25 protein-coding genes are annotated in these 26,408 nt (G+C 50.8%); 2 read left to right on the top strand and 23 right to left on the bottom strand.

Features of this window, described 5'->3' with window-relative positions:
* From D3P07_RS13765 to D3P07_RS13750, 4 genes are all read right to left on the bottom strand, one after another.
* Complete coding sequence (locus D3P07_RS13765; protein ID WP_119800768.1) at positions 1-543, bottom strand: YhcN/YlaJ family sporulation lipoprotein; 543 nt, start codon at positions 541-543, stop codon at positions 1-3.
* Between the two features lie 176 nt (positions 544-719).
* A complete protein-coding gene (locus tag D3P07_RS13760; protein WP_119800767.1) occupies positions 720-1,733 on the bottom strand; it encodes a globin-coupled sensor protein in 1,014 nt (337 codons plus the stop codon).
* Positions 1,734-1,845: 112 nt separating this feature from the next.
* Positions 1,846-2,145 carry a rhodanese-like domain-containing protein gene (locus D3P07_RS13755; RefSeq protein WP_119800766.1) on the bottom strand — a complete coding sequence of 100 codons (300 nt, stop codon included), beginning with the start codon at positions 2,143-2,145 and terminating at the stop codon, positions 1,846-1,848.
* Between the two features lie 200 nt (positions 2,146-2,345).
* The gene (locus D3P07_RS13750; protein ID WP_119800765.1) at positions 2,346-4,241 is read right to left on the bottom strand and encodes a PrkA family serine protein kinase; all 1,896 of its coding nucleotides are present in this window, start codon (positions 4,239-4,241) and stop codon (positions 2,346-2,348) included.
* Between the two features lie 238 nt (positions 4,242-4,479).
* On the opposite strand from D3P07_RS13750, the gene D3P07_RS13745 reads away from it, so the two are divergent.
* On the top strand, positions 4,480-5,199 hold the full coding sequence (locus D3P07_RS13745; protein ID WP_119800764.1) for a DUF2161 family putative PD-(D/E)XK-type phosphodiesterase: 720 nt from the start codon (positions 4,480-4,482) through the stop codon (positions 5,197-5,199).
* Here the strand turns inward: D3P07_RS13745 and D3P07_RS13740 are convergent.
* The 3 genes from D3P07_RS13740 to trmL form a co-directional block, all read right to left on the bottom strand.
* Entirely contained in the window at positions 5,183-6,376 is a 1,194-nt protein-coding gene (locus D3P07_RS13740; protein WP_119800763.1) for an aminotransferase-like domain-containing protein, read from the bottom strand. The two genes, D3P07_RS13745 and D3P07_RS13740, sit on opposite strands and share 17 nt — an antisense overlap.
* Before the next feature lie 411 nt (positions 6,377-6,787).
* Positions 6,788-7,036: an AbrB/MazE/SpoVT family DNA-binding domain-containing protein gene (locus D3P07_RS13735; protein WP_182914316.1), complete on the bottom strand. Its 249-nt coding sequence runs from the start codon at positions 7,034-7,036 to the stop codon at positions 6,788-6,790.
* 118 nt (positions 7,037-7,154) lie between these two features.
* Positions 7,155-7,619, bottom strand: coding sequence for a tRNA (uridine(34)/cytosine(34)/5-carboxymethylaminomethyluridine(34)-2'-O)-methyltransferase TrmL (gene trmL / locus D3P07_RS13730; RefSeq protein WP_119800761.1), 465 nt, complete (start codon positions 7,617-7,619; stop codon positions 7,155-7,157).
* A 122-nt stretch (positions 7,620-7,741) separates the two neighbouring features.
* Between trmL and D3P07_RS13725 the strand changes: the two genes are divergently transcribed.
* On the top strand, positions 7,742-8,461 hold the full coding sequence (locus D3P07_RS13725) for a response regulator transcription factor (RefSeq protein WP_119800760.1): 720 nt from the start codon (positions 7,742-7,744) through the stop codon (positions 8,459-8,461).
* An 81-nt stretch (positions 8,462-8,542) separates the two neighbouring features.
* Here the strand turns inward: D3P07_RS13725 and serC are convergent, their stop codons facing one another.
* From serC to thrS, 16 genes are all read right to left on the bottom strand, one after another.
* Positions 8,543-9,628, bottom strand: coding sequence for a 3-phosphoserine/phosphohydroxythreonine transaminase (gene serC, locus D3P07_RS13720; protein WP_119800759.1), 1,086 nt, complete (start codon positions 9,626-9,628; stop codon positions 8,543-8,545).
* A gap of 207 nt (positions 9,629-9,835) precedes the next feature.
* Complete coding sequence (glnA, locus tag D3P07_RS13715) at positions 9,836-11,260, bottom strand: type I glutamate--ammonia ligase (protein ID WP_119800758.1); 1,425 nt, start codon at positions 11,258-11,260, stop codon at positions 9,836-9,838.
* Positions 11,261-11,515: 255 nt separating this feature from the next.
* The gene (gene aroF, locus D3P07_RS13710; RefSeq protein ID WP_119800757.1) at positions 11,516-12,580 is read right to left on the bottom strand and encodes a 3-deoxy-7-phosphoheptulonate synthase; all 1,065 of its coding nucleotides are present in this window, start codon (positions 12,578-12,580) and stop codon (positions 11,516-11,518) included.
* Positions 12,581-12,760: 180 nt separating this feature from the next.
* On the bottom strand, positions 12,761-13,729 hold the full coding sequence (locus D3P07_RS13705) for a 4-hydroxy-3-methylbut-2-enyl diphosphate reductase (RefSeq protein ID WP_119800756.1): 969 nt from the start codon (positions 13,727-13,729) through the stop codon (positions 12,761-12,763).
* Positions 13,730-13,770: 41 nt separating this feature from the next.
* The gene (locus D3P07_RS13700) at positions 13,771-15,297 is read right to left on the bottom strand and encodes a sensor histidine kinase (protein WP_119800755.1); all 1,527 of its coding nucleotides are present in this window, start codon (positions 15,295-15,297) and stop codon (positions 13,771-13,773) included.
* 4 nt (positions 15,298-15,301) lie between these two features.
* Positions 15,302-15,997, bottom strand: coding sequence for a response regulator transcription factor (locus tag D3P07_RS13695; RefSeq protein ID WP_119800754.1), 696 nt, complete (start codon positions 15,995-15,997; stop codon positions 15,302-15,304).
* An 80-nt stretch (positions 15,998-16,077) separates the two neighbouring features.
* Complete coding sequence (locus tag D3P07_RS13690) at positions 16,078-17,643, bottom strand: trypsin-like peptidase domain-containing protein (RefSeq protein ID WP_119800753.1); 1,566 nt, start codon at positions 17,641-17,643, stop codon at positions 16,078-16,080.
* Positions 17,644-17,966: 323 nt separating this feature from the next.
* Positions 17,967-18,473: a hypothetical protein gene (locus D3P07_RS13685; RefSeq protein WP_119800752.1), complete on the bottom strand. Its 507-nt coding sequence runs from the start codon at positions 18,471-18,473 to the stop codon at positions 17,967-17,969.
* A 152-nt stretch (positions 18,474-18,625) separates the two neighbouring features.
* Entirely contained in the window at positions 18,626-19,039 is a 414-nt protein-coding gene (locus D3P07_RS13680; RefSeq protein WP_119800751.1) for a YugN family protein, read from the bottom strand.
* Positions 19,040-19,107: 68 nt separating this feature from the next.
* Positions 19,108-19,773, bottom strand: a complete 666-nt coding sequence (locus tag D3P07_RS13675) for a response regulator (RefSeq protein ID WP_119800750.1) — start codon at positions 19,771-19,773, stop codon at positions 19,108-19,110.
* On the bottom strand, positions 19,770-20,804 hold the full coding sequence (locus tag D3P07_RS13670) for a sensor histidine kinase (protein WP_119800749.1): 1,035 nt from the start codon (positions 20,802-20,804) through the stop codon (positions 19,770-19,772). The genes D3P07_RS13675 and D3P07_RS13670 overlap by 4 nt, the downstream gene beginning before the upstream one ends.
* A gap of 7 nt (positions 20,805-20,811) precedes the next feature.
* Positions 20,812-21,843 (bottom strand): cell wall-active antibiotics response protein LiaF, encoded by a 1,032-nt coding sequence (gene liaF / locus D3P07_RS13665; RefSeq protein ID WP_220482022.1) that lies wholly within the window; start codon positions 21,841-21,843, stop codon positions 20,812-20,814.
* A 177-nt stretch (positions 21,844-22,020) separates the two neighbouring features.
* Positions 22,021-23,409, bottom strand: coding sequence for a methyl-accepting chemotaxis protein (locus D3P07_RS13660; protein WP_119800747.1), 1,389 nt, complete (start codon positions 23,407-23,409; stop codon positions 22,021-22,023).
* A 132-nt stretch (positions 23,410-23,541) separates the two neighbouring features.
* On the bottom strand, positions 23,542-23,715 hold the full coding sequence (locus tag D3P07_RS27045; protein ID WP_182914305.1) for a hypothetical protein: 174 nt from the start codon (positions 23,713-23,715) through the stop codon (positions 23,542-23,544).
* A 58-nt stretch (positions 23,716-23,773) separates the two neighbouring features.
* Positions 23,774-24,334, bottom strand: coding sequence for a 3D domain-containing protein (locus D3P07_RS13655; protein ID WP_119800746.1), 561 nt, complete (start codon positions 24,332-24,334; stop codon positions 23,774-23,776).
* Positions 24,335-24,404: 70 nt separating this feature from the next.
* Complete coding sequence (gene thrS / locus D3P07_RS13650) at positions 24,405-26,339, bottom strand: threonine--tRNA ligase (RefSeq protein WP_182914304.1); 1,935 nt, start codon at positions 26,337-26,339, stop codon at positions 24,405-24,407.
* Between the last annotated feature and the right edge of the window lie 69 nt (positions 26,340-26,408).

Here is a 26,408-nt window from a genome sequence, read left to right as displayed (position 1 = left end):
CTAGGGGCGAATGGACGATACATCGATGGCATCGGCCAATATGCCGATATCTTGATTCATCATATAAGCCCGGTAACCTTTTTTCTGTCTCGTGCTCACCGATTTGATGCGCTCGCGCAGTTCATCGCTGGCCGTAATATGGTAGCGGTACTCGGGGTATTGCCAGGTCAATGCGGACATCACTCGCTTCTCGATTATTTTTCTGTTGTCGACATTCTCCGTCTCAAGACCAACTAGCACATCCGTTTCATTCATCACAGCGATTGCGCTTTTGACCCCTGGCACACTCTCTGCTATATGGGCAAGCTGATCATGATTGATTCGGTTTGGATTGGCATTCGCCTCACCAACCGGACGTCTTGTTTGGTCATCCGGCCTAGCATTGCCATCGGATGAAATCCGGTTCAGCGGCTTAATGGCATTTTGCCTGATCTGCCGGTCGCGGTTCGTATAATCATCAGGCTCGTTCCCGCAGCCGCCGGTCATAACAAGCGCACCTGTTAAAATGACAATCGATAGCGAAGTTCTGATATGCATTCTCATCTTCAAGCACCTCCGTGTATGCTCTTAACATGTACGAAGGTCACTTAAATATACATATCTCTACACTCATTCCTCCATCTGGGCATACATCCAATGCCGCCTCTATCTAGGCGAAAGCGCGAAGGTACATCAATCGAACAAAAAAGAAGCACTCCTTAGAGCGCTTCTTCTCCCACTTATTCGTCATCCGATTGATTCAGCTGCTGCAAATCTTTGGTTACTTTCTCTACCATCTGAACGAAGGATGCGAGCTCCTGCGAACGTCCGGCCTGATTGCGCGCTTCCGCCGAAGTCTGCTCCGATTCTTGGCGCACTTCGCTCAGCTTTTTCTCGATTTCTTCCAGCTTGGACGTGATGCCCTCCATAGCACCACGCGATGAGGCAGCCAGCTTCCGGACCTCATTCGCCACAACCTCGAAGCCTCTGCCGTTCTCGCCTGCTCTGGCCGCTTCGATCGCAGCATTCAAGCCAAGCAGATGCGTCTGATCGGATAACCCGCGAATGAGGCTTCCCATCTCATGAATGCCGTCCAGCTCGGAGCGCAATTCTCCCAGCAGCGTATGTGTCTTATCCTGCGATTGCGAGGTCGAGATGGCCGTAGCCGCAATCATCTGCGCCCCTTCATCCAGCTCAACCATTAAGCTGGCCAATTCCTGTACAGCGCTGGTTACAGTCGTCAGCATGTGCGAACGGGAATCCGCCAGCTCCTGAATCCGATGCTGCTCATGCATGTTATACGCTTCCAAAACAAACTGCGAATCCAGATTGAACATCTTGGAGAGCGCATGCACGACCTGCTGCCAGCGTTCTGGAACAGTACGCTTCAGCACATCCGTCGCGATATCCAGATAAGTCATATACGATCCCAGATACCAGTCCGTCGTTAATCCGATTCTGGAATGGACGGCTCCGATTCTGATGCGATTATCAATAAAGTCGGAATCGAGGACACCATCGGTGAGCGACATCCAGTATACGCGTTGCGTTTCTTTCAGTCTCTCTACCGTGCTCACTTTCGAGATTAGTGCCAGTAATTCCGGCTGCTGTCCGATCTTATCATAGAAGCGAGTGACAACCTCTTCCACGACCTGCTGGAATATCGGCCTGCAATCGTTAAGCAATTGCAAGTCCTGCTCCCCAATTCCCGTATAATCCAGTTGCTTCCGACGTTCTGCAGTTACGTTAATCAATGCGCACGACTCCTTAGCGGTTATAGTTGAATGTCTAGTATCTATTATATATCGACTATTCCGCAATTTCCCATAATCTTTTTTCGAAATCTATCGATAGAATCACGCTTGTTTACCCATAAGCCTTGTCCCAGTACCAGGAAGACATGCCGCCCTTCATATTATAGGCCCGATAACCGGAAGCCCGAAGCCATTCGCAGGCCGTTTCGCTTCTGCTGCCGCTTCTGCACACCACGATGACGTCTACCGTTCGGTCAAGTTCCGCGGCTCTCTCCTCAAGCTGCCCAAGCGGAATATGAATCGCTCCCGGAATATGTCCGTTTGTCATCCACTCCGACAGCTCCCGGACATCTACAATTACCGGCTTATGCTTCAACAGCTGCTCTACTTCATACGGCATCATTTCCTTCATCTACGCGCCCCTTTTCCGTTAAGGATGAACACTCCCTGGATACATTACTACAAAATGGACAAGTTTAATCATTATACCCCTGCAGGTATGTAAGTGATAAGAAAACTATAATCGTTCCCCTACAAGTCCGTCAACGCACAGGGAGTGGATATAATGGAAATAAGAAGAACCCTTGTCGCCGGACAAAGGTTCTTCCATCATTAGCGATTGAGCAAGCTGCCGACGTATCTAAGCAATTCATTTGCACATACCGGGCAATACAAATGCTCGTCAATAAGCCGTTTTGTCACTTCGTTGATCCGTTTGAGCTGGCTCTCATCCGGCGTCTTCGTTGAGGTCGTAATTTTCACGATATCCTTGAGATCGGTGAAGAGCTTTTTCTCCACTGCTTCTCTCAGACGCTCGTGGCTTGTGAAGTCGAACTTTTTGCCCTTACGCGAGTAGGAAGAAATCCGAATCAGAATTTCCTCACGGAATGCCTTTTTCGCATTTTCCGACACACCGATTTGCTCTTCGATAGAGCGCATCAGCCTTTCGTCCGGGTCCATCTCTTCTCCCGTAAGCGGATCTTTGATTTTGGCCCAGTTGCAGTAGGCTTCAATATTATCCAGATAATTCTCGAACAGTGTACGCGCCGACTCTTCGAAGGAATAGACAAACGCCTTTTGGATCTCTTTCTTCGCAAGCCCGTCATATTCCTTGCGCGCAATGGAAATGAAATTCAAATACCGCTCGCGCTCCTCCTTTGTAATGGACGGATGCTGATCGAGTCCATCCTTGAGCGCGCGGAGCACATCCAGCGCATTAATGCATTGCATATCCTGCTTGATCAGCGCACTTGATATCCGGTTAATGACATAACGAGGATCGATACCGGACATGCCTTCTTCCATATATTCGTTCTGCATCTCCTTCAGATCGGCATCCTTGAAGCCTTCCACTTCCTGCCCATCATACATGCGCATCTTCTTGACGAGATCCATTCCTTGCTTCTTCGTTTCCTTGAGTCGCGTCAGAATGGAGAAGATCGCCGCCGCTCTGAGCGCATGAGGCGCAATATGGATATGGCGCATGTCACTCTGAGAGATTAGCTTTGTATAAATTTTTTCTTCCTCCGACACCTTCAAATTATACGGAATCGGCATGACGATCATCCGGGATTGCAGCGCTTCGTTTTTCTTGTTGGCAATAAACGATTTATATTCAGATTCGTTCGTATGGGCAACAATCAGCTCGTCGGCGCTAATTAGCGCGAAGCGGCCCGCCTTGAAGTTGCCCTCTTGCGTCAGCGACAGCAGATTCCACAGGAACTTCTCATCGCATTTCAGCATCTCCTGGAATTCCATCAAGCCCCGATTCGCCTTGTTCAGCTCTCCATCGAATCGATATGCGCGCGGATCCGACTCCGAGCCAAATTCGGTAATGGTCGAGAAATCGATGCTTCCGGTCAAGTCGGCGATATCCTGCGACTTCGGGTCGGAAGGACTGAACGTCCCGATGCCTACCCGATTATCCTCGGAGATAAAGACGCGCTCCACCAGCACGCTCTCAATCTGTCCATCGTATTCCGTATTCAATCTCATCTGGCAGGAAGGGCACAAATTGCCTTCAATTCTGACGTTCAACTCTTTCTCAATCTCCGGCCTTAATTCATGGGGAATGAGATGGAGAGGGTCCTCATGCATCGGACAGCCTTTAATCGAATAAACGGCGCCTTTCTGCGTACGGGAGAATCGCTCGAGTCCTTTCTTCAGCATCGTGACAATCGTCGACTTGCCCCCGCTGACCGGCCCCATTAGCAGTAGAATCCGCTTACGGACATCCAGCCTCCGTGCGGCTGAGTGGAAGTATTCCTCCACCAGCTTCTCCACAGCCCGGTCCAGGCCGAATATTTCCTGTTCGAAAAACTTATACGTTTTCCGCCCGCCAGCTTCTTCGACACCGTAGGATTCGATCATCTCATACACGCGTGCATGTGCGGTCATGGCCGGAGTGGGATCCTTCCTTAGCAGCTCGATATATTCCTTGAAGTTTCCTGTCCATGCCAATTTTTCGCCTTCTGCCTGATATTCCGATATTCGCTTGAAAATGTCCATGCCGTGCCTCCTCCCATCGCTTCCGCTAATACGCTATTTCCTCTCCGCTCGGGATTCATACCATGCGCTAACCTTAAGGCCATCATTTTTTTGAAGTATTACATACCTATGCTTATTCCAAGCGGAAATTGACCACTATTTTATCCTGCCTTCCCGCAAATATCGACAAGCGCCCTATGTCCTTTGGTATAATAGGTGAACCAGAGCTAAGCCGCGTCCATGGAGAGGAGAATGAGGGTTGGCTGTTCGATTGGAAGAAGAAATGTATGGCCCGATCAAACGCTTCTATGAGCAGAGGGGCTATAACGTGAAGGCAGAAGTGATGCACTGCGATCTTGTTGCCGTACATCCTGAGCGGGACGAGACGATTATTGTAGAGATGAAAAAAACGTTCAATCTCGCCTTGCTGCTGCAAGGGATCGAACGTCTTCGGCTTAATGGGGATGTCGTGCTTGCCGTAGAACGGAATCGCAAGAAGAGCGGCGCCCACAATCAGCGCTTCGGCGATCTGACGGAGCTGTGCCGGATGCTGGGTCTCGGGCTTATGACCGTTACGTTCTACAAAACAAAAGCGCCCGTCATCGACGTATTATGCGAGCCTGGCGAGCCGCCCGTAAGAGGAGCACGCCATCGCAAGCGCAGCAGGCTGCTGACAGAATTCAGAGAGCGCAGCGGCGACTACAATGTCGGCGGGAGCACCGGCAGGAAGCTCGTGACCGCCTATCGCGAGAAGGCGCTCAAATGCGCTTATGTCCTGCATAAAAAGGGCCCCTCTGCTCCTCGCGAGCTAGTTGCAGCAACCGGTATCGGCAAAAGCGGTGAAATGCTGCGGAGCAATTATTACGGTTGGTTCCAGCGTGTCGAACGCGGCAAATACGCCCTGCTTCCGCAGGGCGTCGAGGCGCTTTATCTATACAGGGAAGTTATCGCGGACTGGATTGCTAGCTGCGAACTGTAAACTCCCCGATTGCTTCAACCAGGCGAGCCACGCCTTGTACCGTGCGCTCGCCTTTGTTATGCGTATAGTTCAGGCGGGCTGTATTACGGTCCGGATGATCCGCATAGAAGGAGCTTCCCGGCACGAAGGCAACGCCTTTCTGCACGGCGCATCGAAGCAGCGCTTCCGCATCGAGCCCCTCCGGCAGTTCAACCCACAGGAACATGCCGCCTTGAGGGGTAACCCAATTAAGGCCAGGCAAAGCTTCACGTCTTAGCAGAGCGTCCATCTCGTTCATCCTGGCGCCATATTCCTTGGAGATCCGTGCAATATGAGCATCCAAATCGAAGCCGCTCAAGAGCTGACTCAAGATTTGCTGATCCATCGTGCTTGACTGAAGATCCGCAGCTTGTTTCGCCTTCTCGACCATCCGGATGACCCGGCTGTCGCCGATCGCCCACCCGGTACGCAGTGCCGGCGCTACCGTCTTGGAGAACGTACTTGTATACAATACTGGATTGTCTTGAGCGCTGCCGGCCAGCGCGAACAAGGACGAATGCTCCTCGTCATTAAATTTAATATCCCCGTATGGATCATCTTCAATAATCAGCATATCGTATTGTCTTGTCAGCTCCAGCACTCGCTTGCGGCGCTCCTCGCTCCAGACGCGGCCTGTCGGATTACTGAAGGTTGGAACGGCATACAACAGCTTCGGCTTATGCTTGCGAATAAGTTCTTCGGCCGATTCCGGCACCATGCCGAACTCGTCGCTCTCTGCCGATACAATATTAAGGCCATGAAGGGCGAATACCTGCAAGCAGGCCAAATATGTTGGCCGTTCAACCAGAATCGTGTCGCCCGGCTCGGTCAACACGCCTACGAGCAAGTCGATCGCTTGCTGTGAACCAGTAGTGAGAATCATCTCCTCCGGGGTCACAACCATGCCTTTAGCAGCCATTCTCTCGCATAATTGCTCTCTAAGAGGAAGATATCCCTCTGTCAGCCCGTACTGCAGCGCACCGGTTCCTTGATCGAGCACTCGTCCGGCCGCTTCGCGCACAGCCTGTACCGGGAATAGCTCCTCGGCTGGCAAGCCGCCTGCGAACGAGATCATATCATTTCCTTGCGTCAGCTTTAGAATGTCACGAACAGCCGATGACTTCAGCTGCGACACTCTGGATGAAAAACGGTATTCCATATCTCTCGTCCCTCCATACGTTTTCTATGGTTGTAGCTTACTTACGGAGCTTCACGCCGAAGTCCATCTTCTACTACTCATATCCTCTATGTTAACAATGTGTTCACAACATTTAAAGTTTTCTTTTTGAAACATGTTGGTTATAATAAAGCTAGCTAATTGGAGGTGTCGAAAACATGAACTTTTTGATCGTGATGACCGTGTTTATCCTGTTCATTACCGCCATTCTGACCAGCTCTTACAACGACGATAAAACCAAAGGTCTGTAAGCAGCACGCACCCGTATCACTCGATACTTTGCGCCATTTAGAAACAAATGAAGCTTCCACCCTAAGCAATCGCTTAAGGCAGGAAGCTTCATTTCGTCATTCAGCGGCAGAATCGCCTGCAGCGTTCGGCCCGCTGCAACGACTAGCGCTTCAAATATCCCATTTCCCCCATACATTCTCCGCACACAAAGCGCTCCTTGAACTCGCGAACTTCGTTCATGGAACCGCAGAATACGCATTTCGGACGGTAACGCTCCAGAATGATGTGATCGCCTTGAACGAATATTTCAACGGGATCCCCCTCGTTCATCAAATAGCGTTTGCGCAACGATTTCGGAAGAACAATACGTCCAAGCTGGTCTACCTTTCTAACAACGCCTGCTGGTTTCATCATATTCACCTCTTTTGTGTCTATTTTGTAAGTAGCTTGAGAAACCTTTGCAATATTACTAGTTCGACATACCCTGATGTTTTCCTTCCGAAAAAATTAATTTCTAAAATTCAGGCAATTATCTAAGTCCTTGAAATCCCGTTTGCCTAAAAGCCTCGTAAACGACAATTGCCGCAGAGTTAGAAAGGTTGAGCGAACGGACATTATCCGTCATCGGCATGCGGATACACGTGTCCAGATTCGCCTCAATCAGCTCCTGAGGTAGTCCTTTAGTCTCCTTGCCGAATACGAAGAAATCGCCGTCCCGATAGTCGAATTCCGAATAAACCTTGGTGGCTCTGGTGCTTGCGAAGAAGAAACGGGCATCCGGGAAAAGCTCCCTCACTTCCTGGAAGCTGTCATGATAATGAATGTTAACGGAATGCCAATAGTCCAGACCCGCTCTCTTCAGCGTCCTGTCATCCGTATCGAAGCCCAGTGGGCGAACCAGATGCAGATGTGTGCCTGTAGCTGCGCATGTTCTCGAAATATTGCCTGTATTGGCCGGAATTTCCGGCTCGACAAGCACGATATGAAATGCCATTGCTGTCTATTCCCACCTTTAAGAACGCTATAATTTTACATTCACTTTACGTACGGTTAATCTAGTGCAAAACGTCTCCCCTCATACTATACCTTATACTAGGAGGCAAAGGAGATAAATTGATGCGAAAAAAGATACTGGTTGTGGATGACGAACCTTCCATCTCCATGTTGATCGAATTCAATTTAAAGCTCGCGGGTTACGAAGTACGATGCGTGAGCGACGGCGAAGCCGTATTCGATATGCTGAAGCCGTTCCGCCCTGATCTGATCGTTCTCGACCTTATGCTGCCCAAGATGGATGGAATTCAGGTGTGCCGGGAATTAAGGAAGCAGAACAACGGCGTGCCGATCATCATGCTGACCGCACTGCAGGACGTGACCGACAAAATTACTGGACTCGATAACGGAGCCGACGATTATATGACCAAGCCGTTCAGTCCGCAGGAGCTGATCTCACGTATCGGCGCTATATTCCGCCGACTGCAGACGCTGCCCGGATCATCCGACGAGACTATGATCTCGATTGGCAGACTGGCCGTTCACGTCGATCAGCGTGAAGTCTTTTTGGACGGTAAGCTTATTGATCTGACGCCAAAGGAATTCGAGCTTCTGCTGTTCCTGTCCAGACACAAGGGCAAGGTGCTCAGCCGTCAGCAGCTGCTGCATGGCGTTTGGGACTACCACTTCCTTGGGGACACAAGAATCGTCGATGTTCATATCAGCCATCTTCGCGACAAGCTGGAGAAGAACGCCCGTTCACCGGAATACATTATGACCGTCCGCAACGTCGGATACAAGATGCATGGTCCCAGCACGGCCAGCGAATCTTCGCTAGCCTAGCGATTACTGGTGCATTTCAATGACAAAAGACCGCCCTTCCTATCGCCTGCGGCGAGGGAAGGGCGGTTTGTTTATCATAAACTATCCGTTGCGTTTTTGGAAATCAGCCATAAACTGTGCCAGCGCCTGACAGCTCTCCATCGGAACCGCATTGTACGTAGAAGCACGCAGGCCGCCAACATCGCGATGGCCCTTCAAGCCAACAAAGCCATTCTGCTCAGATTCCTTGATGAACTGCTTCTCCAGGTCCTCGCTTCCCAGACGGAACGTGATGTTCATCAGGGAACGGCTTTGCGGCTGAGCACAGCCACGATAGAACCCGCCGCTTTGATCAATCGCATCGTAGATCAGCTTCGTCTTGTCGCGGTTGTATTGCTCGATCTGCGCGACGCCGCCTCTTTCTTTAATCCACTTCAATACGAGCGTTACCATATATACAGAGAAGGAAGGTGGCGTGTTATAGAGCGAATCCGCCTTCGCATGTGTCTCATACCGGAACATCGCAGGAATCGACTTCGAGCCTTCCTTGATCAGATCATCGCGGATAATGACGACTGTCACACCCGACGGTCCCAGGTTTTTCTGAGCGCCGGCATAGATGACACCGAACTGGCTGATGTCGATCGGACGGCTCAAGATATCGCTGGACATGTCTGCGATTAGCGGCACGTCGCCAGTCGACGGGAACTCATGGAACTGCGTGCCGCCGATTGTTTCATTCGATGTCAGGTGCAAGTAGGACGCGCCAGCCGGAATTTCAATTTCCGACAATGTCGGCACACGCATAAAGCTGTCGGATGCTGTAGAAGCGGCGATGACCGTGTCACCGATCAGCTTGGCTTCTTTGATCGCTTTGTCAGCCCAAGCGCCAGTCTGAACGTACGCAGCCGGATGTCCTGGACGAAGGAAATTCATCGGCAGCATCGCGAATTGCGTGCTGGCTCCGCCTTGAAGATACAATACTTTGTAATTATCCGGAATTCCGAACAATTCACGCATTAATGTCTGTGCTTCATTATTCACGCCTTCATAGAGCGGACTTCTGTGAGACATCTCCATGATGGACATACCGGCACCGTGGTAATCGACAAATTGCTCTTGCGCTTGCTGCAGAACTTCCAGCGGAATCGCTGCCGGACCTGCATTAAAGTTATAAGCTCTAGCCATTCTCCCATCCCACCTCTTCAATCTTTGTATATGATATGGTTATGATAGCAAGTTTGCAGGCCTGCATCAAGTAGATTCCGGACAATTTTGTGTAAAAGTCGAACATATTATTAAAAACCTTAATCAAATATTCGGATTTTATTCATCTCTGCGTCATTGCATAAAAAAACGAGCCCTTCTGGGCTCGTTTTCTCTCTTCTGCTAGGATTAGCAACCGAAATAGAGGCTGTATTCATGCGGATGAACACGGATGGACACCGCTTTTGCTTCTTGGCGTTTAAGTGCCACATAGTTGTCGATGAAGTCTTGAGAGAATACGCCGCTTTCTGTCAGGAAGCCGGAATCTGCTTCCAGAGCGTCAAGCGCTTCGTCCAGTGTGCCTGGTACGCTGCGGATTTCTTTCTTCTCTTCTTCTGGCAGATCGTAGATGTTTTTGTCGAATGGTCCGTAGCCCAGTGCGATCGGGTCAAGACCTTTCTTGATGCCGTCCAGACCTGCAAGCAGCATAGCTGCGAATGCCAGATATGGGTTAGCTGTGGAGTCCGGTGTACGGAACTCGATGCGGCAGCCTTTAGGCGTTACAGCTGCGATTGGAATACGAACTGCTGCGGAACGATTGCCTTTGGAGAATACCAGGTTAACCGGCGCTTCGTAGCCTGGAACCAGACGTTTGAAGGAGTTCGTGCTTGGGTTTGTAATTGCAATCAGGGCAGGAGCATGGTACAGGACGCCTGCGATGTAGCTCATAGCCATCTTGCTCAGGTTAGCGTACTCTTTGTTGTCATAGAACAACGGGGAGTCGCCGTCAAAGATGGAAGTGTGAACGTGCATGCCGCTTCCGTTGTCGCCGAACAATGGTTTTGGCATGAAAGTTGCCACTTTGCCCCATTGACGTGCTACGTTGTGCACGATGTATTTGTATTTAAGCAGGTTGTCTGCTGTTTTAGTCAAAGTGTCAAAACGGAAGTTGATTTCCGCTTGGCCAGCTGTTGCTACTTCGTGGTGATGACGCTCAACGCGAAGGCCGGATTCTTGCATAAGGCGAACCATTTCGCTGCGGATGTCTTGTTGGGAGTCAACTGGAGCTACTGGAACGTAACCGCCTTTTACCGGAACTTTGAAGCCCAGGTTGCCGCCCTCTTCTTTGCGGGACGAGTTCCATGCGCCCTCTTCGGAATCAACTGCGAAGAAGGAAGTGTGCATCGAGCTTTCATAGCGAACATCGTCGAAAATGAAGAATTCGGATTCTGGCGCGAAGAATGCTGTCGTGCCGATGCCTGTCGATTGCAGGTACTCTTCCGCTCTTTGAGCGATGCTGCGCGGATCACGATCATAGCGCTGTCCGTCTGGAGTGTGAATGTTACACATAATGTTCAATGTAGGATGGCTTGTGAAAGGATCAACATAAGCTGTCTCAGTGTCAGGCATCATAACCATATCGGACTCTTCGATGCCGCGGAAACCAGGAATCGAGGAACCGTCGAAAGCAACGCCGTTCACGAATGTATCCGCGTCCACCTCTGTAGAAGGCAACGTGATGTGATGCGCGCCACCGGAAAGACCCACAAAACGGAAATCTACGAATTGAATGTTGTTTTCTTTGATTTGCTCCAAAACTTTTTGAACTGACATCTAAATTTCCTCCATTTCCGAACATTAACTAGTGTGTAAGCATTTATTGTTCAATAATTGCTCCGAATCTTGTTGTTATTATAAAACTCAGCTTTCCACTCCGTCAATACTTATGTCAGGTATTTTTTATTCACATGTCAGGTATACTTACAAGTTTGAACAACTGTTCACAATGATAGCGTTTTCGGCCCAAACAAAATAATCCCGCCTGCTCGGGAGAGCAGACGGGACGCGAAGTTTCGGGTTATACGATGATTATACGATTTTCCATTCCTTAAAGGCTTCTGCCGGCGCTTTCTCCGTATCGAACGTTTTGCCGACAATCGGAGCGAGAAGGGCGAGGTCCTTGAGCAGGGCTGCAAATTGATCTGGGAACAGCGACTGGACGCCATCTCCTGTCATGGAATTATCAGGATCGGTATGCATTTCGATAATCAATCCGTTCGCTCCGGCTGCAACCGACGCCTTCGTCATCGGCTCTACCAGTTCGCGTCTGCCCGTACCGTGGCTCGGGTCAGAGATGACAGGTAAGTGGCTGAGTGATTGCAGCACCGGAATCGCGCTGAGATCAAGCGTGTTTCTCGTGTACGTCTCGAACGTTCGGATTCCGCGTTCACATAACATGACATTCGGATTGCCGCCGGCCAGGATGTACTCCGCCGCATTCAGGAATTCATCATAGGTGGAGCTGAAACCGCGCTTCAGCAAGACTGGCGTCTTGATCGTGCCCAGCTTGCGCAGCAGATCGAAGTTTTGCATATTGCGCGTGCCAACCTGCAAGATGTCTGCGTATTCCGCGCATACATCCACGTATTCCGGCGTCATGACTTCCGTAATGGTCAAGAGGCCATGCTTCTTGCCCGCTTCCGCCATCATGACGAGACCTTCTACACCAACGCCCTGGAAGCTGTAAGGTCCCGTTCTCGGCTTGAAAGCTCCGCCGCGAAGCACCTGCCCGCCCGCTGCCTTCACCAGCCTTGCGATCTCATCGATCTGCTCCGGCGTCTCGACGGCGCATGGTCCGCCCATGACGACCAGGTTGCTGCCGCCAATCTTGACGCCTTTGATGTCAATTATCGTGTCATCCGGGTGGAAATCACGGCTTGCAAGCTTGTAGGACTTCGAAATTTTAATCACATTGTCTACGCCTTTCATCTGGCGAAGCTGCTCCGCAAGCGTAGGGTCTGCCTTTCCGATAATGCCAATAACCGTACGGTCTGTTCCCTTCGACACATGTGCTTGAACACCGGCATTCTCGATATATGCGACAATTTCATTAATTCGCTCATCGGCGATGTTAGGTTTTGTAATGACGATCATGTCCATCTCTCCTCAATTGTTCAATGTGGCAATCTTAGGTCATTGCCATTATTTTCTTTCGCGCTTTTAAGCTTTTTGGCTTTTAAGCTTTTATGCTTTTAATCGCTAAAGTAAATATACCGAAATAATCGCTCAACGTCAACACCTTTGAGCGATTCAATTTCGTCTAAATTCGTAACACTATACAGGCGCTTCCGCATTGCCTGTCGACTTCACACGCACATTCGGCAGCAGCTTATTCATATTGACGGTCCGCTTGATGTCCCAAGTAGACGGGTCACGGTAGTCATACTGCTCCAAATAAGTAATAACTTCCTTCGTAATCGGCGTCGGCGTCGATGCGCCGGACGTAACGGCTACGCGGTCAATCCCTTGAAGCCACTCCTGCTTGATCTCGCTGACGTCGGATACGCGGTACGCCTTCACGCCCGCAATCTCCTCGGATACTTGCGCCAGGCGATTGGAGTTGTTGCTCCTCGGATCGCCAACGACAATACAGAGCTGCGCCGTTCCCGCCTGATCTGCAACGGCCTCCTGGCGCACCTGCGTAGCCAGACAGATCTCATTATGCACCTCGGCATGAGGATACTTCTCTTGAAGCCTCTGTATAATATGGCGAATATCCCATTGCGACATCGTCGTCTGGTTCGTAATAATAATCTTGTCGTGCGTGACGTCAAGCTCTTCGATCTCCGGTTCCTTCTCAATGAGATGGACTTGGTCTGGAGCAACGCCAATCGCGCCTTCCGGCTCAGGATGGCCTTTTTTGCCGATATAAATAATATGATAGCCTGCCGCTGTTTTCTCCCGAATGAGATCATGCGTCCTTGTTACATCCGGACATGTCGCGTCTACGACCGACAAGCCCTTCTGCCGGGCACGCTCGCGCACCTCCGGCGATACCCCGTGAGCGGTGAAAATAACGGTGCCTTCGTTAATTTGATCCAATATTTCAAGACGATTCGCACCGTCAAGCGTGATGACGCCTTCCTTCTCGAACGCTTCCGTCACATGGGCGTTGTGAACAATCATGCCAAGAATGTAGATTGGTCGTGGCAATTCCAGATTTTTGGCCGTTTGCAAGGCAAGCACCATGGCGTCAACCACGCCATAGCAATAGCCTCTCGGCGATATTTTCACGATTTCCATCCCGTTGCACCTGCTTTCTGACGGACCTCATTATGCGAACGTTAGCTTAAGTTCGGATCCGTTCTTACTATTATAGACGAATCCTCCCTCTCGGAAAAGTCTATTGGCAGCCAGATCGTGAAAGTAGACCCTTCATTCTCCAGTGTAACCACCTCAACCGACCCTCCGTGCTCATCGAGAATCCATTTGGCAATCGACAACCCAAGCCCCGTTCCTACGGTCACGCCACGCGATTCGTCAGCCCGATAGAAGCGGTCGAAGATATGCGGAATTTCGTCCGGATTCATGCCGATGCCGGTATCTTGAATTCGCCAGCCGACATAGCTGTCCGTACGAACAGAGCTCAGCTCCACATGACCGGATGACGTGTATTTGAATGCATTTTCAATAAAGATAAACAACAACTGCTGCAAGTAGTCATGATTGCCATACACCGGAACACCAACGAGCTTGGACAAATCGCCCATCTGCCATTCCGCAGTGCGAGGCAGCAACTGTGCCCTTCGCACGACTTCTTCCGTCAGCGGCAGCAATTGCAGCTGCTCCTTCTCCATCACATAGCCCGCATCCGCACGCGCAAGTGCTAACAAGTCACCAACTAGCGTGCTCATTCTTCGCGATTCAGCCGCGATATCTGACATCGCTTCACTGGACATTTGCCAATGGTCGGTCGTCAGCTTAAGTCCGTCCGCTCCCATTGATTCGCCAGTTTCCTTGGCTCGAGACCACATCTTCTCCAACAGATCAATGTTGCCGCGAATCGTCGTAAGCGGCGTGCGAAGCTCATGAGAAGCGTCGGAGACGAATCTCCGCTGCGCTTTGTAGGCTTCATCAAGCTCGTTATATGCCGTCTGCAGACGCAAGAGCATGGAGTTCAGCGTATCAACCAGCAAGCCGACTTCATCCTTCGGCCCGTCCGAAGGGATACGCATGCTTAGATCGGAGCCCTTCTCGATCTGCTGGGTGGCGTCGATGACGCGACCGATCGGACGAAGAGCCTGTCGGGCGATCAGCATCCCGATCGTAAAGGCGATAAAAACGACAAGGATAGAATAGAAAATAAGCGTGTTGCGAAGTCCGGACAAGTACTTGTCTTCGTTATGGGTTAGGACGCCAACCTGCAGCAAACCAACCACCTGACCCTCCGTTATTGGAGACAGGACAGGTCTTTGATACGTTAACAAGTCATATTTTACTTTGCCTATTTCAACTGTGCGCTTATAAAATCCCTTCACCGGATTGCTCGCTGCGTCGGGGTAGCTGATCTTCACTCCTGATTGCAAAAGATTTGTCGGTTGTATAATCAATTTCTCATGATAATTAACAAGCTGAACAAAAACTTCTTTGTCCACAAACGGAGAGTTGGAGATCAAATTGAGATCCAGCGTACCCCGGTTCAGGATATACGTCATGTTCACATTGATTTGATCGCTTTGCTTTTTTATACTCACTCTAAGATCGTTAAAGGTATTCCAGTTAATAAACATAAAGACACTGACACCAAAAATAAGCAGAGTTATCGCAAGTAATCCCGTGTACCACAAGGTTAGACGAAGCCGAATCGACATGCCTCTATCCTGCCTCCCCCCTGAGCACGTAGCCCGTGCCGCGAACCGTCTGAATGATCCGTTTGCCGCCACCCTCTTCTACCTTCTGCCGCAGCATGGCGATATAGACTTCCAGCACGTTGGATTCGCCGCTGAAGTCAAATCCCCATATCTTCTCCATAATGGCGTCACGCGTCAGCACTCTTCTAGGATTTTGCATAAAGAGAAGCAACAGATCGTACTCTTTGCTCGTTAATTCGATGCGACGGCCCGAACGAATGGCCTCGCGCGCGTCCATATCCAATATCAGATCCTCGAACGCAAGCTGATGGCTGCTGGTCTCATCCAGCTTATCCGACTTGCGGCGCAGCAGCGCCCTGGCTCTGGCCAGAAGCTCTTCCAGCGCAAAGGGCTTCACCAGATAGTCATCCGCTCCGAGATCAAGCCCTTTCACACGGTCGATCACATCGTCCTTTGCCGTCAGCATCATGATTGGCACGGCGCTCCCGCTTTCGCGGATGCGGCGGCATACCTCCCATCCGTCGATCTGAGGCATCATTACATCCAATATAATCAAATCCGGATCTACAGTTAGAAGTGTCTTGAGCCCCTCCGCTCCATTGGAAGCCGTCGTGACTTCGTATCCTTCGAATGCCAGGCTTCGGCGCAGCATCGATATAATTCTTTCATCATCATCCACAACTACGATATGAGGTCTCACGGGCATCTCCCTTTCTACCGAACAAAAAGCGCAGAGAGTGGACACTCTGCGCCTTGTTCGTCAATTTGAGCAGCAGCTGATTATTGCAGGCCAAAGACGTTTTTATCGCCGATTTCGACCGTCAGGTTCATTTCCTTGCCTTGGCGGAGAATATTGAATTCGACCTGCTCGCCAACTTTTCTCGATTGAATATCAGCGATCAATGCTGCCGATGTAGTCATCTTCTTGCCTTCCACGCCAACGATGACATCGAACTGTGTAAGTCCTGCCAGATAAGCTGGCGAGTTGTAGTATACGCTCTTCACGAGCGAACCCTCTGCTTTATCCAGTCCAAGCTGCTTCGCAAATTCATCAGTCATATCATAAAGCTCCGCACCGATGAACGGTACCGCTTCTTTCGGCACTTCTGTGTTGTTCTTCAAGCTTTCGAGCACTTCAGTTATGGTGCTTGTCGGAATCGCGAAGCCAATGCCTTGCGCTTGCGAGCTGACTGCCGTATTGATGCCGATAACCTCGCCTTTTACATTAAGCAGCGGACCGCCGGAGTTGCCCGGGTTAATGGAAGCGTCCGTCTGGAGCAAATGCTTGTAATTGCGCTCACCCTGCTGATCCGGGATATCGATTGGACGTTCTTTTGCACTCAATACCCCTGCTGTAATCGTATGATCAAAGCCGTACGGATTGCCGATTGCCACTACCCAATCGCCGATGTTTATATCATCGGAGCTTCCCAGCGGCAGCGTCGGGAACTCCTTCTCTCCCTCGATCTTCAGAACAGCCAAATCCAAATCATAGCTTGAGCCCAGCAGCTTCGCAGTGAATGGCTTATCATAGCCTTGTACCGTCACCCGAATTTCGTCCGCTTGACCGACCACATGCTGGTTCGTCAGAATATGGCCATCCGCTTCGAAGAAGAAGCCTGTACCGATGCCGGACTGCTGCATATCGCCGTTCTGCTCTTCACTCGGCGCCTGTGTGCCCGGGTAGTTATCTCCGAAGAACTGTCTGAAGAACGGATCGTTGAACAAGCTGTTGCCGCCATTGTTTGTCCTTACCTTCGCATAAGTTTCAATCTTTACAACAGCCGGGCTTGCCTGCTCGAAAAGCTGGGCGATGTTGTCCGGTCTAGCCACAACGTTCGCCCCGCTTCCCGCGCCGCTGCCGCTTGCCGTTGTTCCCGTACCTGAGCCGCTGCCTTCCGATTGAGTGGCCACCGTGTTGCCTGACGTGAACCAGTTGCGCGTATCCGCCGCATACATCAATCCGCCTACAACAAGCACGCCTGCCATAAAGGACAGGAACATCGACTTGAACGTCGGCCCCTTTTTCTTTTCCCTGACTTGAAAAGCATTTTTCACATTTCCGCCTGCTGGCGGAACCGGTCTGAGCTGAGGCGGATAGGACACCGGCGATTGCTGCGCCCCTCTATCATATCCATCTGTTCTTTCATAGCCATTCCCGCTTGCCACTGGCTGTGACGGATCATTGACGGACGGTCCGTAAGAATAATAGTAAGAAGGCTTTGGCTCTTGGACGGAAGCAGGCTCCGCCGCCCCTTCCTTAGATTCGTTCGTATCGTCTGAACGCTTCGACTCCTCCGGATTGAAAAAGTCGTCATATCCATTTTTTTTGTTTTGATCATCCATATGCGTTCTCCTCCGTTCGACTGCATGATTAATCTATTTCAATACAATTTATTTGTTAGTTCTATCTTGCACATTCTACCTTAAAACAAACTTAAAAAACCATGAAATTTAGATAACTTTTGGCTCGCTAACTCCTTATCATTATTGGGTTTTGCGCAAAGTCGCAAACGATTGAGCTTTTAGAGATACAAGTGCCAATTAGGCCAGGTTACGGGCAACCAACAGAGACAGCTCAATAAATAGAAAGAGCCGAGGGTATAATTACACACGGCTCTTTTATATTTTATCATATTGATATTTTCGGCGGCAAGGCAGGGCGTCCCCTACCGATTCCGCTGAAGAATATCCTCATCCATAATCTTTAACAAATCTTTCAAGTTATATGAATCATATTTGACCCTCCAAGTCCCTCCTTCATCAATTAGCTCTATACGTCCGGAAATGCTCATACGCTCATCGCCAAGATGAAGCACCCCATCATATTTTAGCTTTATGACGGAAGGATCATCGTTTTCTCTTTCCTCAAAAGCCAGATCTGATAATTCAAGATCCACCTTTTTAATATGTGCAACATTCAAGGTATAGCCGAAAATACGGTCTGCCGATTTATTACGAAAAAACGCTTCTGTTGTCAGCGGACGAAGCTTTTCTTCTTTACTTCTAATTTGTTCAATCATTACTTCATCTGAGTTATCGATGTAATCGGCCTCGAGTTCAGTCTTTTTGTAAGCTTCGGCAACAGCGATGGACGATTCCAGGTTGCTATTCGTCTGACTCGTACAACCACTAACTATGATCACAGCCATCATTAGTCCCATAAAAACTCTCATGCAAGCACCTCCGACAAATTCATGATTACAAGCTATAAACGTTTCAATGCTTTATGAAGTTGATTACAATATGCTCATTTATCATATCACTATAACCAAAAAAACTCCCCAGCCATCGGCCAGAGAGTTCACTTCTTATTTATGGAGATTGCTTAGCGCTTCACCAGACTATCCACATCGCCCATAATCTCCTTCGCCCGCTCCGTCCAGCGGTGATCTACCGGCGCGTCGGGATCGGATGGGGCCTGGAACTGGTCGAACAGAGCGCCCGCCACTCGAACGGATGCTTCGGGATCATTGCCCTCTTGATACAGATGTCGAAGCACGTAGGGTGTGCCGAAGCGGATAATGGCATTGTTCTCCGACAGCTCGCTGTCGATGTTGCCGTCTGTCACCTGGAACGGGATACGCAGCCACACCTTGTTCTCTTCATCAAGCGCGCGGTCGAACGAACCGCCGTCATAATCCCAATTGCCGCCGAGCGTGAACTGGCGCTCCGCCAGCAGCACTTGCATTTCCGTAAATTTTTTCTCTATGCCTTCCACTTCCGAAGCGATAGGAATCATGCGGCATACCTCCAACCTTTTTCCGTATTTGCTAAAAGGTAGTATGCCCGCCTTCCCATCTCCTTATGCTACGCGCGATTCGCCCAGCCCTTGCGGTGGGCCAGCACCGCCAGCTGCGTCCGGTCCTCCAGCTCGCACTTCATGAGCAGATTGCTCACATGCGTCTTCACCGTCTTGATGCTGATATGCAGCTCATCGGCAATTTCCTTATTGGACAGGCCGTCCGCTATAAGCAGCAGCACTTCCTTCTCACGCTCCGTCAAGTCTTCGTCGCCCGACTGGGCCGTCCGCTGCCGCAGCCCTCGCGTCAACGCCTGCGATACGTCAGTCGTCATCACCGGCATGCCCTTGAATGCGCCGTTGATCGCATAGATCAGCTCTTCCGCCGAGACGGTCTTGAGCACATAGCTGACCGCACCCGCTTCAATCGCCCCGTACACTTTATCATCTTCGAGGAAGCTGGTGAGCATCACGATTTTCATATTGGGATACTTCGCGATGACCGCTCGCGTCGTCTCGATGCCGTCCATCTCCGGCATCATCAGGTCCATCAGGATGATGTCGGGACGCTCCTCCTCTGATCTGGCCTCCAGCCAGCTCAGCGCGTCCCGGCCGTTGCCCGCTTCCGCAATAATATCGAGCTTTGGCTCCAGCATCAAATAGGTGCGAAGTCCAATTCTGACCATATCATGGTCATCGACAATCATAACCTTTATCGTATCGGATCCATTCATCGGCTCTGCTCTCCCCGGTATATTTTCGGAATTGTTACCTTCACTCTCGTACCGCTGCCTACCTTGCTGACGATATCGGCGCTGCCGCCCAGCTTCTGCGCCCGCTCCTGCATGGTCGACAAGCCGTAAGACCCGCTCTTCACTTGGTCCGCCTTGAAGCCTTTGCCGTCATCCACCAGCATCATCACGACTTGCCGCTCCGTATCCGCCAGTGTAAGCGTACAGCTGCTTGCTCCCGCATGCTTGACGATATTCGCCATTGCCTCTTGCACGATCAGGAACAGCTGATGCTCCTTCGCTTCGCTAAGCTGCTCGGACAGCCGCCATTCCATCGAGCCTTGCAGGCCGTTCTGGCGGCAATAATCCGGGAACCACTTGTCCAGCGCTTCCTGAAGCGTTCTGCCCTCCAGTTCCATCGGCCGCAGCTGCGCGATGAAATTACGCATTTGCTTCTGTGCCAGATTAGACATCTGAATCAGCTGATCCAGTACAGACTTGGCTCGCTCTTCATCGACTTGCTGCAGCTTTGGCAAGGACGAAGCACACATATGAATAGCGAATAATTGCTGGCTGACCGTATCGTGCAAGTCACGGGCCAGACGCTTGCGTTCCTCCAATACAGCTGCTTCATTGGAAGCCGTTTCCGTAAGCACCTTCTCTTCGCCCATCTGCTGAAGCAGCTTCATCTTCTCTTCCATCTGCTCGGCTAGCTCGTTAAACTCCCGATAGATCGGCACAAAGGAATTATGTCCTTGCTCCGTAATACGAACCTCGAAGTTGCCGTTCACCGCTTGCTTCAAGGACAAATGCAGCGTATCCAGCCTCTGGCCGAACCGCTGCGCTGCCCAATAGCCGAACCCGCCGCTTACTAGCAGAATAAGCAGGCCGGACCATAACTTAAGCTCCATTGAAGTAAATTGATTCACGATTGCATTCCATAATAACGTTGCTAGCAGCACGGAGACGGTAGACGACAGAACGAACATGCCGATAAGCTCCCACTTGCCGCTGCGCAAAAATCGAACCATCATGCCAGCGTCACCCTACCTTTGTCACACGCGTATCGCCAATAAAGGTACTGATGACGATCTTGATTTGTTTATCGGCATCCGCGTAACGAGGCGACTTCGTATTAACGTTCGTGAACAAGCCGCCTTCCTTCTGGCCAAGCACCTTCACATCGCCGATGAACGCGCTGGAAACAACCTGCACGCCAACCTCGTAATCATTCGGCACGTATACCTTGACATCCCCTATAAAGGAGGAGATTGTAACCTTGGTCTCGCCGAACGGAATTTGCGCCTTGGTCAGATCAAGGACGGTATCACCGATAAAGTGGGAAATATTCATCGGCTTCAGCTCCCAATAATCATGACCCATATGGATGTCGCCGATAAAGCCTGAACGATTGATTGTGCTTGCATCATGGTTCCACCATTCTACATGCTCTTTGTGTCCGCTTTCGTAGCAACCGCTTTGCTTACCCTTTTTCTTGTATTTGCTGTACCCTTCATCCGAGCCGTAAGCACTGCTTGACCCGCCTTCACCAAACTCTTGTTTCGGCTGCGATTTCTTAGGATCGTCAGCGTAATCGTCCTGACTGCCGAACTCATCCGAGCCATCTCTGCCCGTCGGATCCGGATGAAGCGGCGGTGCAGGCGGAACAGGAGTCTCATCCTGATACGGCCGGTAAGATTGCCAATCCTCGGACGGAGGAGTCTGACGCTTTCTCCGCGGACTCCAGATCATGCGAAGCCCGACAAAAATAATGACGACAGGAATCAGGAACGGGATAATATCCCCAATTGACCATGTTATGAAATCCAGGTTGTTGCCAAGGAATATGGCACCCAGAATCACCATAAATCCTCCCCACCAACCGGAACCGCCATGACTGCGGCCGCTTAGCATCTGTGTCAATCCAAAATAGATGAGGATACACGGCCAAAAGGTCGAGAACACGTCCCCGATGCTGAAGTCCACATAACCGAGCTGTCTCAGCAAAAACACTACACCCAACGAAATGATGACAAGTCCGGTCAGCAACCGGCTTGCGAAGTTTCCATTCATGACGCCAACTCCCATGCCCTTCAATTTATATCCTTAGTATACCTGATTGCCCGTCTGTCGTATAAGGGACGGCCGATTGAACTTCATCTCGGTCTCTAGACCGATATGTTTGGATTTTATTTACATATTAATGTACAACAAAAAGCCGCCACTGCTATGGCAATGACGGCGTACTCGCTACTGAATCGACATATCCGCGCCGATAACGCCGATTGGATGTCCGGCTTCATCATGAATCGGAACGGAAATGGTCATACACAATTGCTTCGTGATGGCCGATACGTATATGCCGGACTGGAAGGCATGTCCTGCAATTGCTTGCTTCCACCACTCCCTGCCCTTCGCATTCAGCAGGCCGGCCTCAGGCAAGGATACGATAAAGGAGCCGTCCTTGCGATTCGACCAGATTGCCTCGATTTCCGGTTTGGAACGGAGAAGCTCCGTCAATATGGTCCTGTGCTCCTCTTCCTTAAGCGAACGAAGTCTGCTGTCGGCAGCGGCTTGCCTCAGCCACTGCTGCAATGACGCCACATTGCCCATCGCCTTGTTGATCGTGTGCTTAATGCCTACATTATCGATGGCCTTTACCAGCTCTCCCGACGAGCGACCCAGATTCCCCTTAATCCGGCCCAGCTTGGCGATCTGCTCCCGCTGCTGCTCCGTCATCTTGAGTGTCTCATCGACACTTGCCACTGTCTCGTTGACGGAATCCACGACTTCCTTCAGCATTCGGGTCATGTCTGCCATATGACCCGTTTGTCTTGCGCTTGCGACATCCGTATCGCCTGCCAGCTCATCTACTTGGGATATTTTGTTCAAAATCTCGTCTACTCGGCCTTGCGTCGATCTCATCTCGTCAGCGCCGCGGCCGACAGAGCTCTTCTCTTCATCAACAGCTCGGATGACCTGCTTGACGCCATGCTCAATCTGTTCGACAACCTGAGACGATCTTCTGACTGCTTCTCCGCTCTGTTCAGCCAGCTTCTTGATCTGATCGGCGACGACGGCGAATCCTCTGCCGTATTCTCCGGCATGCGCTGCCTCGATGGATGCGTTAAGCGCAAGCAAGGAAGTCTGGGATACGATCGCCTGAATAAGCGCGTTCATCTCGGTGACGTGAGATGTCTGCTCGATCAGGTCGCGGATATGCGCGTCCATCTCTTCGTTTTGATGAATCAGCTGATTCATCACCTCATTCGCAGTCTGCAAGGAGCGGCTTACGTCCAGTACCAGCTCTTTGGTCTCGTTGCTCTTGAACTTCAACAGGGAGGAAGCCCCGCTGATCTGTTCTGCTGCCGAAGCGACTTCCTGAAGCGCAGAGAACGATTGCTCCATGCGGCTCATTGCGCCTGTGCTGGATCTTCGAAGCATGAGCTCCTGGGCTGCCGAACGGTCTGCAATATCGGTGAGCTGATGAATCGCCCCATCCACTTCATCTACTGCGGCATTCAATTGGTCAGAGATGACCACTGATTCATGAAGCAGCGTGACCATTTTCTCCTGCTGTTCGTGCTTGATGTGTTCACTATCCGTATTTCGGGAAAACCATCGGGCTGCAGCACGCATAGCTGTATGACCGCCCCTCTCCGTGGGTTATGTGAATTTTCCCTACATTATAATCCAGTATTAGACAAAAGAAAAGAGAAACCGTTGCCGGTTTCTCCCTCTTTTTGTTGACTCGTGTCAGATAATCTGACCTTATTGTTGGTTTTGATTGTTTTGAGCTGCTTGGTTCGCGTTTTGGTTAGCAGCTTGATTGTTAGCTGCATTATTTTGGTTGAACTCCTCAGCGAATTCAGCGTTGTACTGATTGTTTTGATTTTGATTCTGATTTTGATTTTGTGCAACTTTGTTTTTGTTTTTATTTGTCATGGTCTTCACCTCCCCGTTCACCTTTAGTATGGCAAGCCTTCGGCTTCTTATGCAGAAATTACGACTCCAGGTAAGACTGGGGAATCGGCTTTCCGACCTCTATCGCTTGGTTGATTTCATTCAGCCAAGACTGGGTCAGCTTGCCTCTGCCGCGCCTGAGCACCTGAACCTCGACCTTGCGCTTGCCCCATTGCTCGTATACTTCCTTGATGGTCTCAAAATACAAATCGATGCGGTTTCCTTTGATGGCCGACCCGGTGTCGGCTACGACTCCGTAACCGTATCCCGGAATATACAGCAGCGTTCCAATCGGGAACAGCTTGGGATCGGCCGCAATCGTCGATACCTGGTCGCGTCTTACCTTTACCCCTGAATACGTAATGCCGTATCCGGGATGGCCGGGACGTTTCCCTGTCGACTCAACACCTGCCGTATAGCCTGTTGCCACCACCTCTATAACATCCAGTGCAGCTGTATTTGTGGTATTCGATTGCTGGGGATGATGATTGCCTGCAGATTCGGCAGGCGCGCTGTATGCGATTGGCGCTCCAAGTGCTGCGATTACCGCTGTCAGCACGATCATCCCTCTTTTTGCGCAAAGAAAAAAGCTTGTAACCATCTGGGCAAACTCCTCCTCAGAAGAATATTGCCCTGATGGTTCAAGCTTTATGCGCGAGGCGATTTACCTTCTACGCTTTGGATGTAATCTGGCCTTGCAAATACGCGATGATTTCTGCAATGGACTTGGCGCCGATATCGCCTTCGCCGCGTTTGCGGACAGAGACGGAACCAGATTGCATCTCATTCTCGCCGACGACCAGCATGTAAGGCGCCTTCTCCAGCTGCGCCTCGCGGATTTTGTAGCCCAGCTTCTCGTTACGCAGGTCGCTCTCTACGCGAATGCCTGCTTCTTGCAGCTTCTCTGCCACTTCACGGGCGTAAGCCTCATATGCAGTCGAAACCGGAATGATTTTTGCTTGTACCGGCGACAGCCACAGCGGCAGCGCACCTGCAAAGTTCTCAAGCAGGAAGGCTGTCATGCGCTCCATCGTACTGATGATGCCACGGTGGATAACGACCGGACGATGCTTCTTGCCGTCTTCCCCGACGTATTCCAGCTCGAACCGTTCTGGCAGCAGGAAGTCAAGCTGCGCAGTCGACAGCGTCTCTTCCTTGCCCAGCGCCGTCTTGATCTGTACGTCCAGCTTCGGTCCGTAGAATGCAGCCTCGCCCTCCGCCTCGAAGAACGGAAGCTCCAGCTCCTCCACAACCTCACGCAGCATACGCTGGGACATCTCCCACATCTCGTCGTTCTGGAAGTACTTCTCGGTATCCTGCGGGTCGCGGTAAGACAAGCGGAAGCGGTATTCCTTAATGCCGAAATCCTCATAAACCTTGCGAATCAAGTTAATGACACGCGCGAACTCTTCCTTGATCTGATCCGGACGGCAGAAGATATGGGCATCATTCAGCGTCATTGCGCGAACACGGTGCAAGCCAGTAAGTGCACCGGACATCTCGTAGCGATGCATCGTGCCTAGCTCGGCAATACGAACCGGCAGGTCACGGTAGCTGCGCATGTCGCTCTTGAACACCATCATATGATGCGGACAGTTCATCGGACGAAGCACCAGTTCTTCATTGTCCATGACCATTGTAGGGAACATATCTTCATTATAGTGATCCCAGTGACCGGAGATTTTGTACAGTTCTACGTTAGCCAGTACAGGCGTATACACATGCTCGTAGCCAAGGCGCTCTTCCAGATCGACGATATAACGCTCCATCGTTCTGCGGATTTTCGCTCCGTTAGGCAGCCATAGCGGCAAGCCTTGGCCAACCTCGCGCGAGAATGTGAACGTCTTCAGCTCGCGGCCCAGCTTCCGGTGGTCGCGCTTCTTCGCTTCCTCCAGGAAGTGCAAATGCTCGTCCAGCTGTGCTTTTTTAGGGAAAGCAGTGCCGTAGATACGCTGAAGCATTTTGTTCTTGGAGTCGCCGCGCCAGTAAGCTCCTGCAACGCTCAGCAGCTTGAACGCTTTGATCCGGCCAGTCGATGGCAGATGCGGACCGCGGCAAAGATCGAAGAACTCGCCTTGATCATACATCGTAATGACCGAATCCTCCGGCAAATCGCGGATCAGCTCGAGTTTAAGGTTATCGTCCAGTTCCGTGAAGATAGCCAGCGCTTCATCACGGCTTACCACTCTGCGGCGAATCGGCAGGTTCTCGCCGATAATTTTGTTCATTTCCTTCTCAATGGCTGCCAGATCGTCTGGCGTCAAGGATTGCTCCATATCGATATCGTAATAGAAGCCATCCTCAATCACAGGGCCGATCCCTAGCTTGACTTCCTTATTGCCGTAGATGCGCTTAATCGCCTGTGCCAGCAAATGAGCCGTGCTGTGGCGGTATACTTCAAGGCCGTCCGCAGATTCAACGGTTACAATCTCGATCGCCGAGTCCTGTTCGATTGGCGTATATACATCAACAACTTTGCCGTCAATTTTGCCGGCAATTGCGTTTTTCTTCAGTCCTGAACTAATAGAACCCGCTACGTCTTCAATCGTTGTGCCCGCTTCATACTCTCTAACAGCGCCGTCCGGCAGCGTAATTTTAATACTCACTATCCTTCATCCTCCCATTCTTCTATTGCAAGCGAAGCAACGAGAACGCAACAAAAAAAGCACGCATCC

Origin of the sequence: Paenibacillus sp. 1011MAR3C5, assembly GCF_003591485.1 — a bacterium.
Classification (GTDB): Bacteria; Bacillota; Bacilli; order Paenibacillales; family Paenibacillaceae; genus Pristimantibacillus.
This window is presented reverse-complemented; position numbering and strand designations above follow the sequence as displayed.

Coding starts and splice junctions, on each gene's coding strand:
- D3P07_RS27045 (WP_182914305.1), bottom strand. CDS start 23,715: ATGACAAATAAAAACAAAAACAAAGTTGCACAAAATCAAAATCAGAAT.
- D3P07_RS13690 (WP_119800753.1), bottom strand. CDS start 17,643: ATGGATGATCAAAACAAAAAAAATGGATATGACGACTTTTTCAATCCG.
- aroF (WP_119800757.1), bottom strand. CDS start 12,580: ATGATCGTCATTACAAAACCTAACATCGCCGATGAGCGAATTAATGAA.
- D3P07_RS13675 (WP_119800750.1), bottom strand. CDS start 19,773: ATGAATGGATCCGATACGATAAAGGTTATGATTGTCGATGACCATGAT.
- D3P07_RS13735 (WP_182914316.1), bottom strand. CDS start 7,036: ATGAAACCAGCAGGCGTTGTTAGAAAGGTAGACCAGCTTGGACGTATT.
- glnA (WP_119800758.1), bottom strand. CDS start 11,260: ATGTCAGTTCAAAAAGTTTTGGAGCAAATCAAAGAAAACAACATTCAA.
- trmL (WP_119800761.1), bottom strand. CDS start 7,619: ATGGCATTTCATATCGTGCTTGTCGAGCCGGAAATTCCGGCCAATACA.
- D3P07_RS13765 (WP_119800768.1), bottom strand. CDS start 543: ATGAGAATGCATATCAGAACTTCGCTATCGATTGTCATTTTAACAGGT.
- D3P07_RS13705 (WP_119800756.1), bottom strand. CDS start 13,729: ATGGAAATCGTGAAAATATCGCCGAGAGGCTATTGCTATGGCGTGGTT.
- D3P07_RS13755 (WP_119800766.1), bottom strand. CDS start 2,145: ATGAAGGAAATGATGCCGTATGAAGTAGAGCAGCTGTTGAAGCATAAG.
- D3P07_RS13750 (WP_119800765.1), bottom strand. CDS start 4,241: ATGGACATTTTCAAGCGAATATCGGAATATCAGGCAGAAGGCGAAAAA.
- D3P07_RS13725 (WP_119800760.1), top strand. CDS start 7,742: ATGCGAAAAAAGATACTGGTTGTGGATGACGAACCTTCCATCTCCATG.
- D3P07_RS13740 (WP_119800763.1), bottom strand. CDS start 6,376: ATGGAATACCGTTTTTCATCCAGAGTGTCGCAGCTGAAGTCATCGGCT.
- D3P07_RS13700 (WP_119800755.1), bottom strand. CDS start 15,297: ATGTCGATTCGGCTTCGTCTAACCTTGTGGTACACGGGATTACTTGCG.
- liaF (WP_220482022.1), bottom strand. CDS start 21,843: ATGAATGGAAACTTCGCAAGCCGGTTGCTGACCGGACTTGTCATCATT.
- D3P07_RS13660 (WP_119800747.1), bottom strand. CDS start 23,409: ATGCGTGCTGCAGCCCGATGGTTTTCCCGAAATACGGATAGTGAACAC.
- D3P07_RS13680 (WP_119800751.1), bottom strand. CDS start 19,039: ATGATTCCTATCGCTTCGGAAGTGGAAGGCATAGAGAAAAAATTTACG.
- D3P07_RS13685 (WP_119800752.1), bottom strand. CDS start 18,473: ATGAGAGTTTTTATGGGACTAATGATGGCTGTGATCATAGTTAGTGGT.
- serC (WP_119800759.1), bottom strand. CDS start 9,628: ATGGCTAGAGCTTATAACTTTAATGCAGGTCCGGCAGCGATTCCGCTG.
- D3P07_RS13670 (WP_119800749.1), bottom strand. CDS start 20,804: ATGATGGTTCGATTTTTGCGCAGCGGCAAGTGGGAGCTTATCGGCATG.
- D3P07_RS13655 (WP_119800746.1), bottom strand. CDS start 24,334: ATGGTTACAAGCTTTTTTCTTTGCGCAAAAAGAGGGATGATCGTGCTG.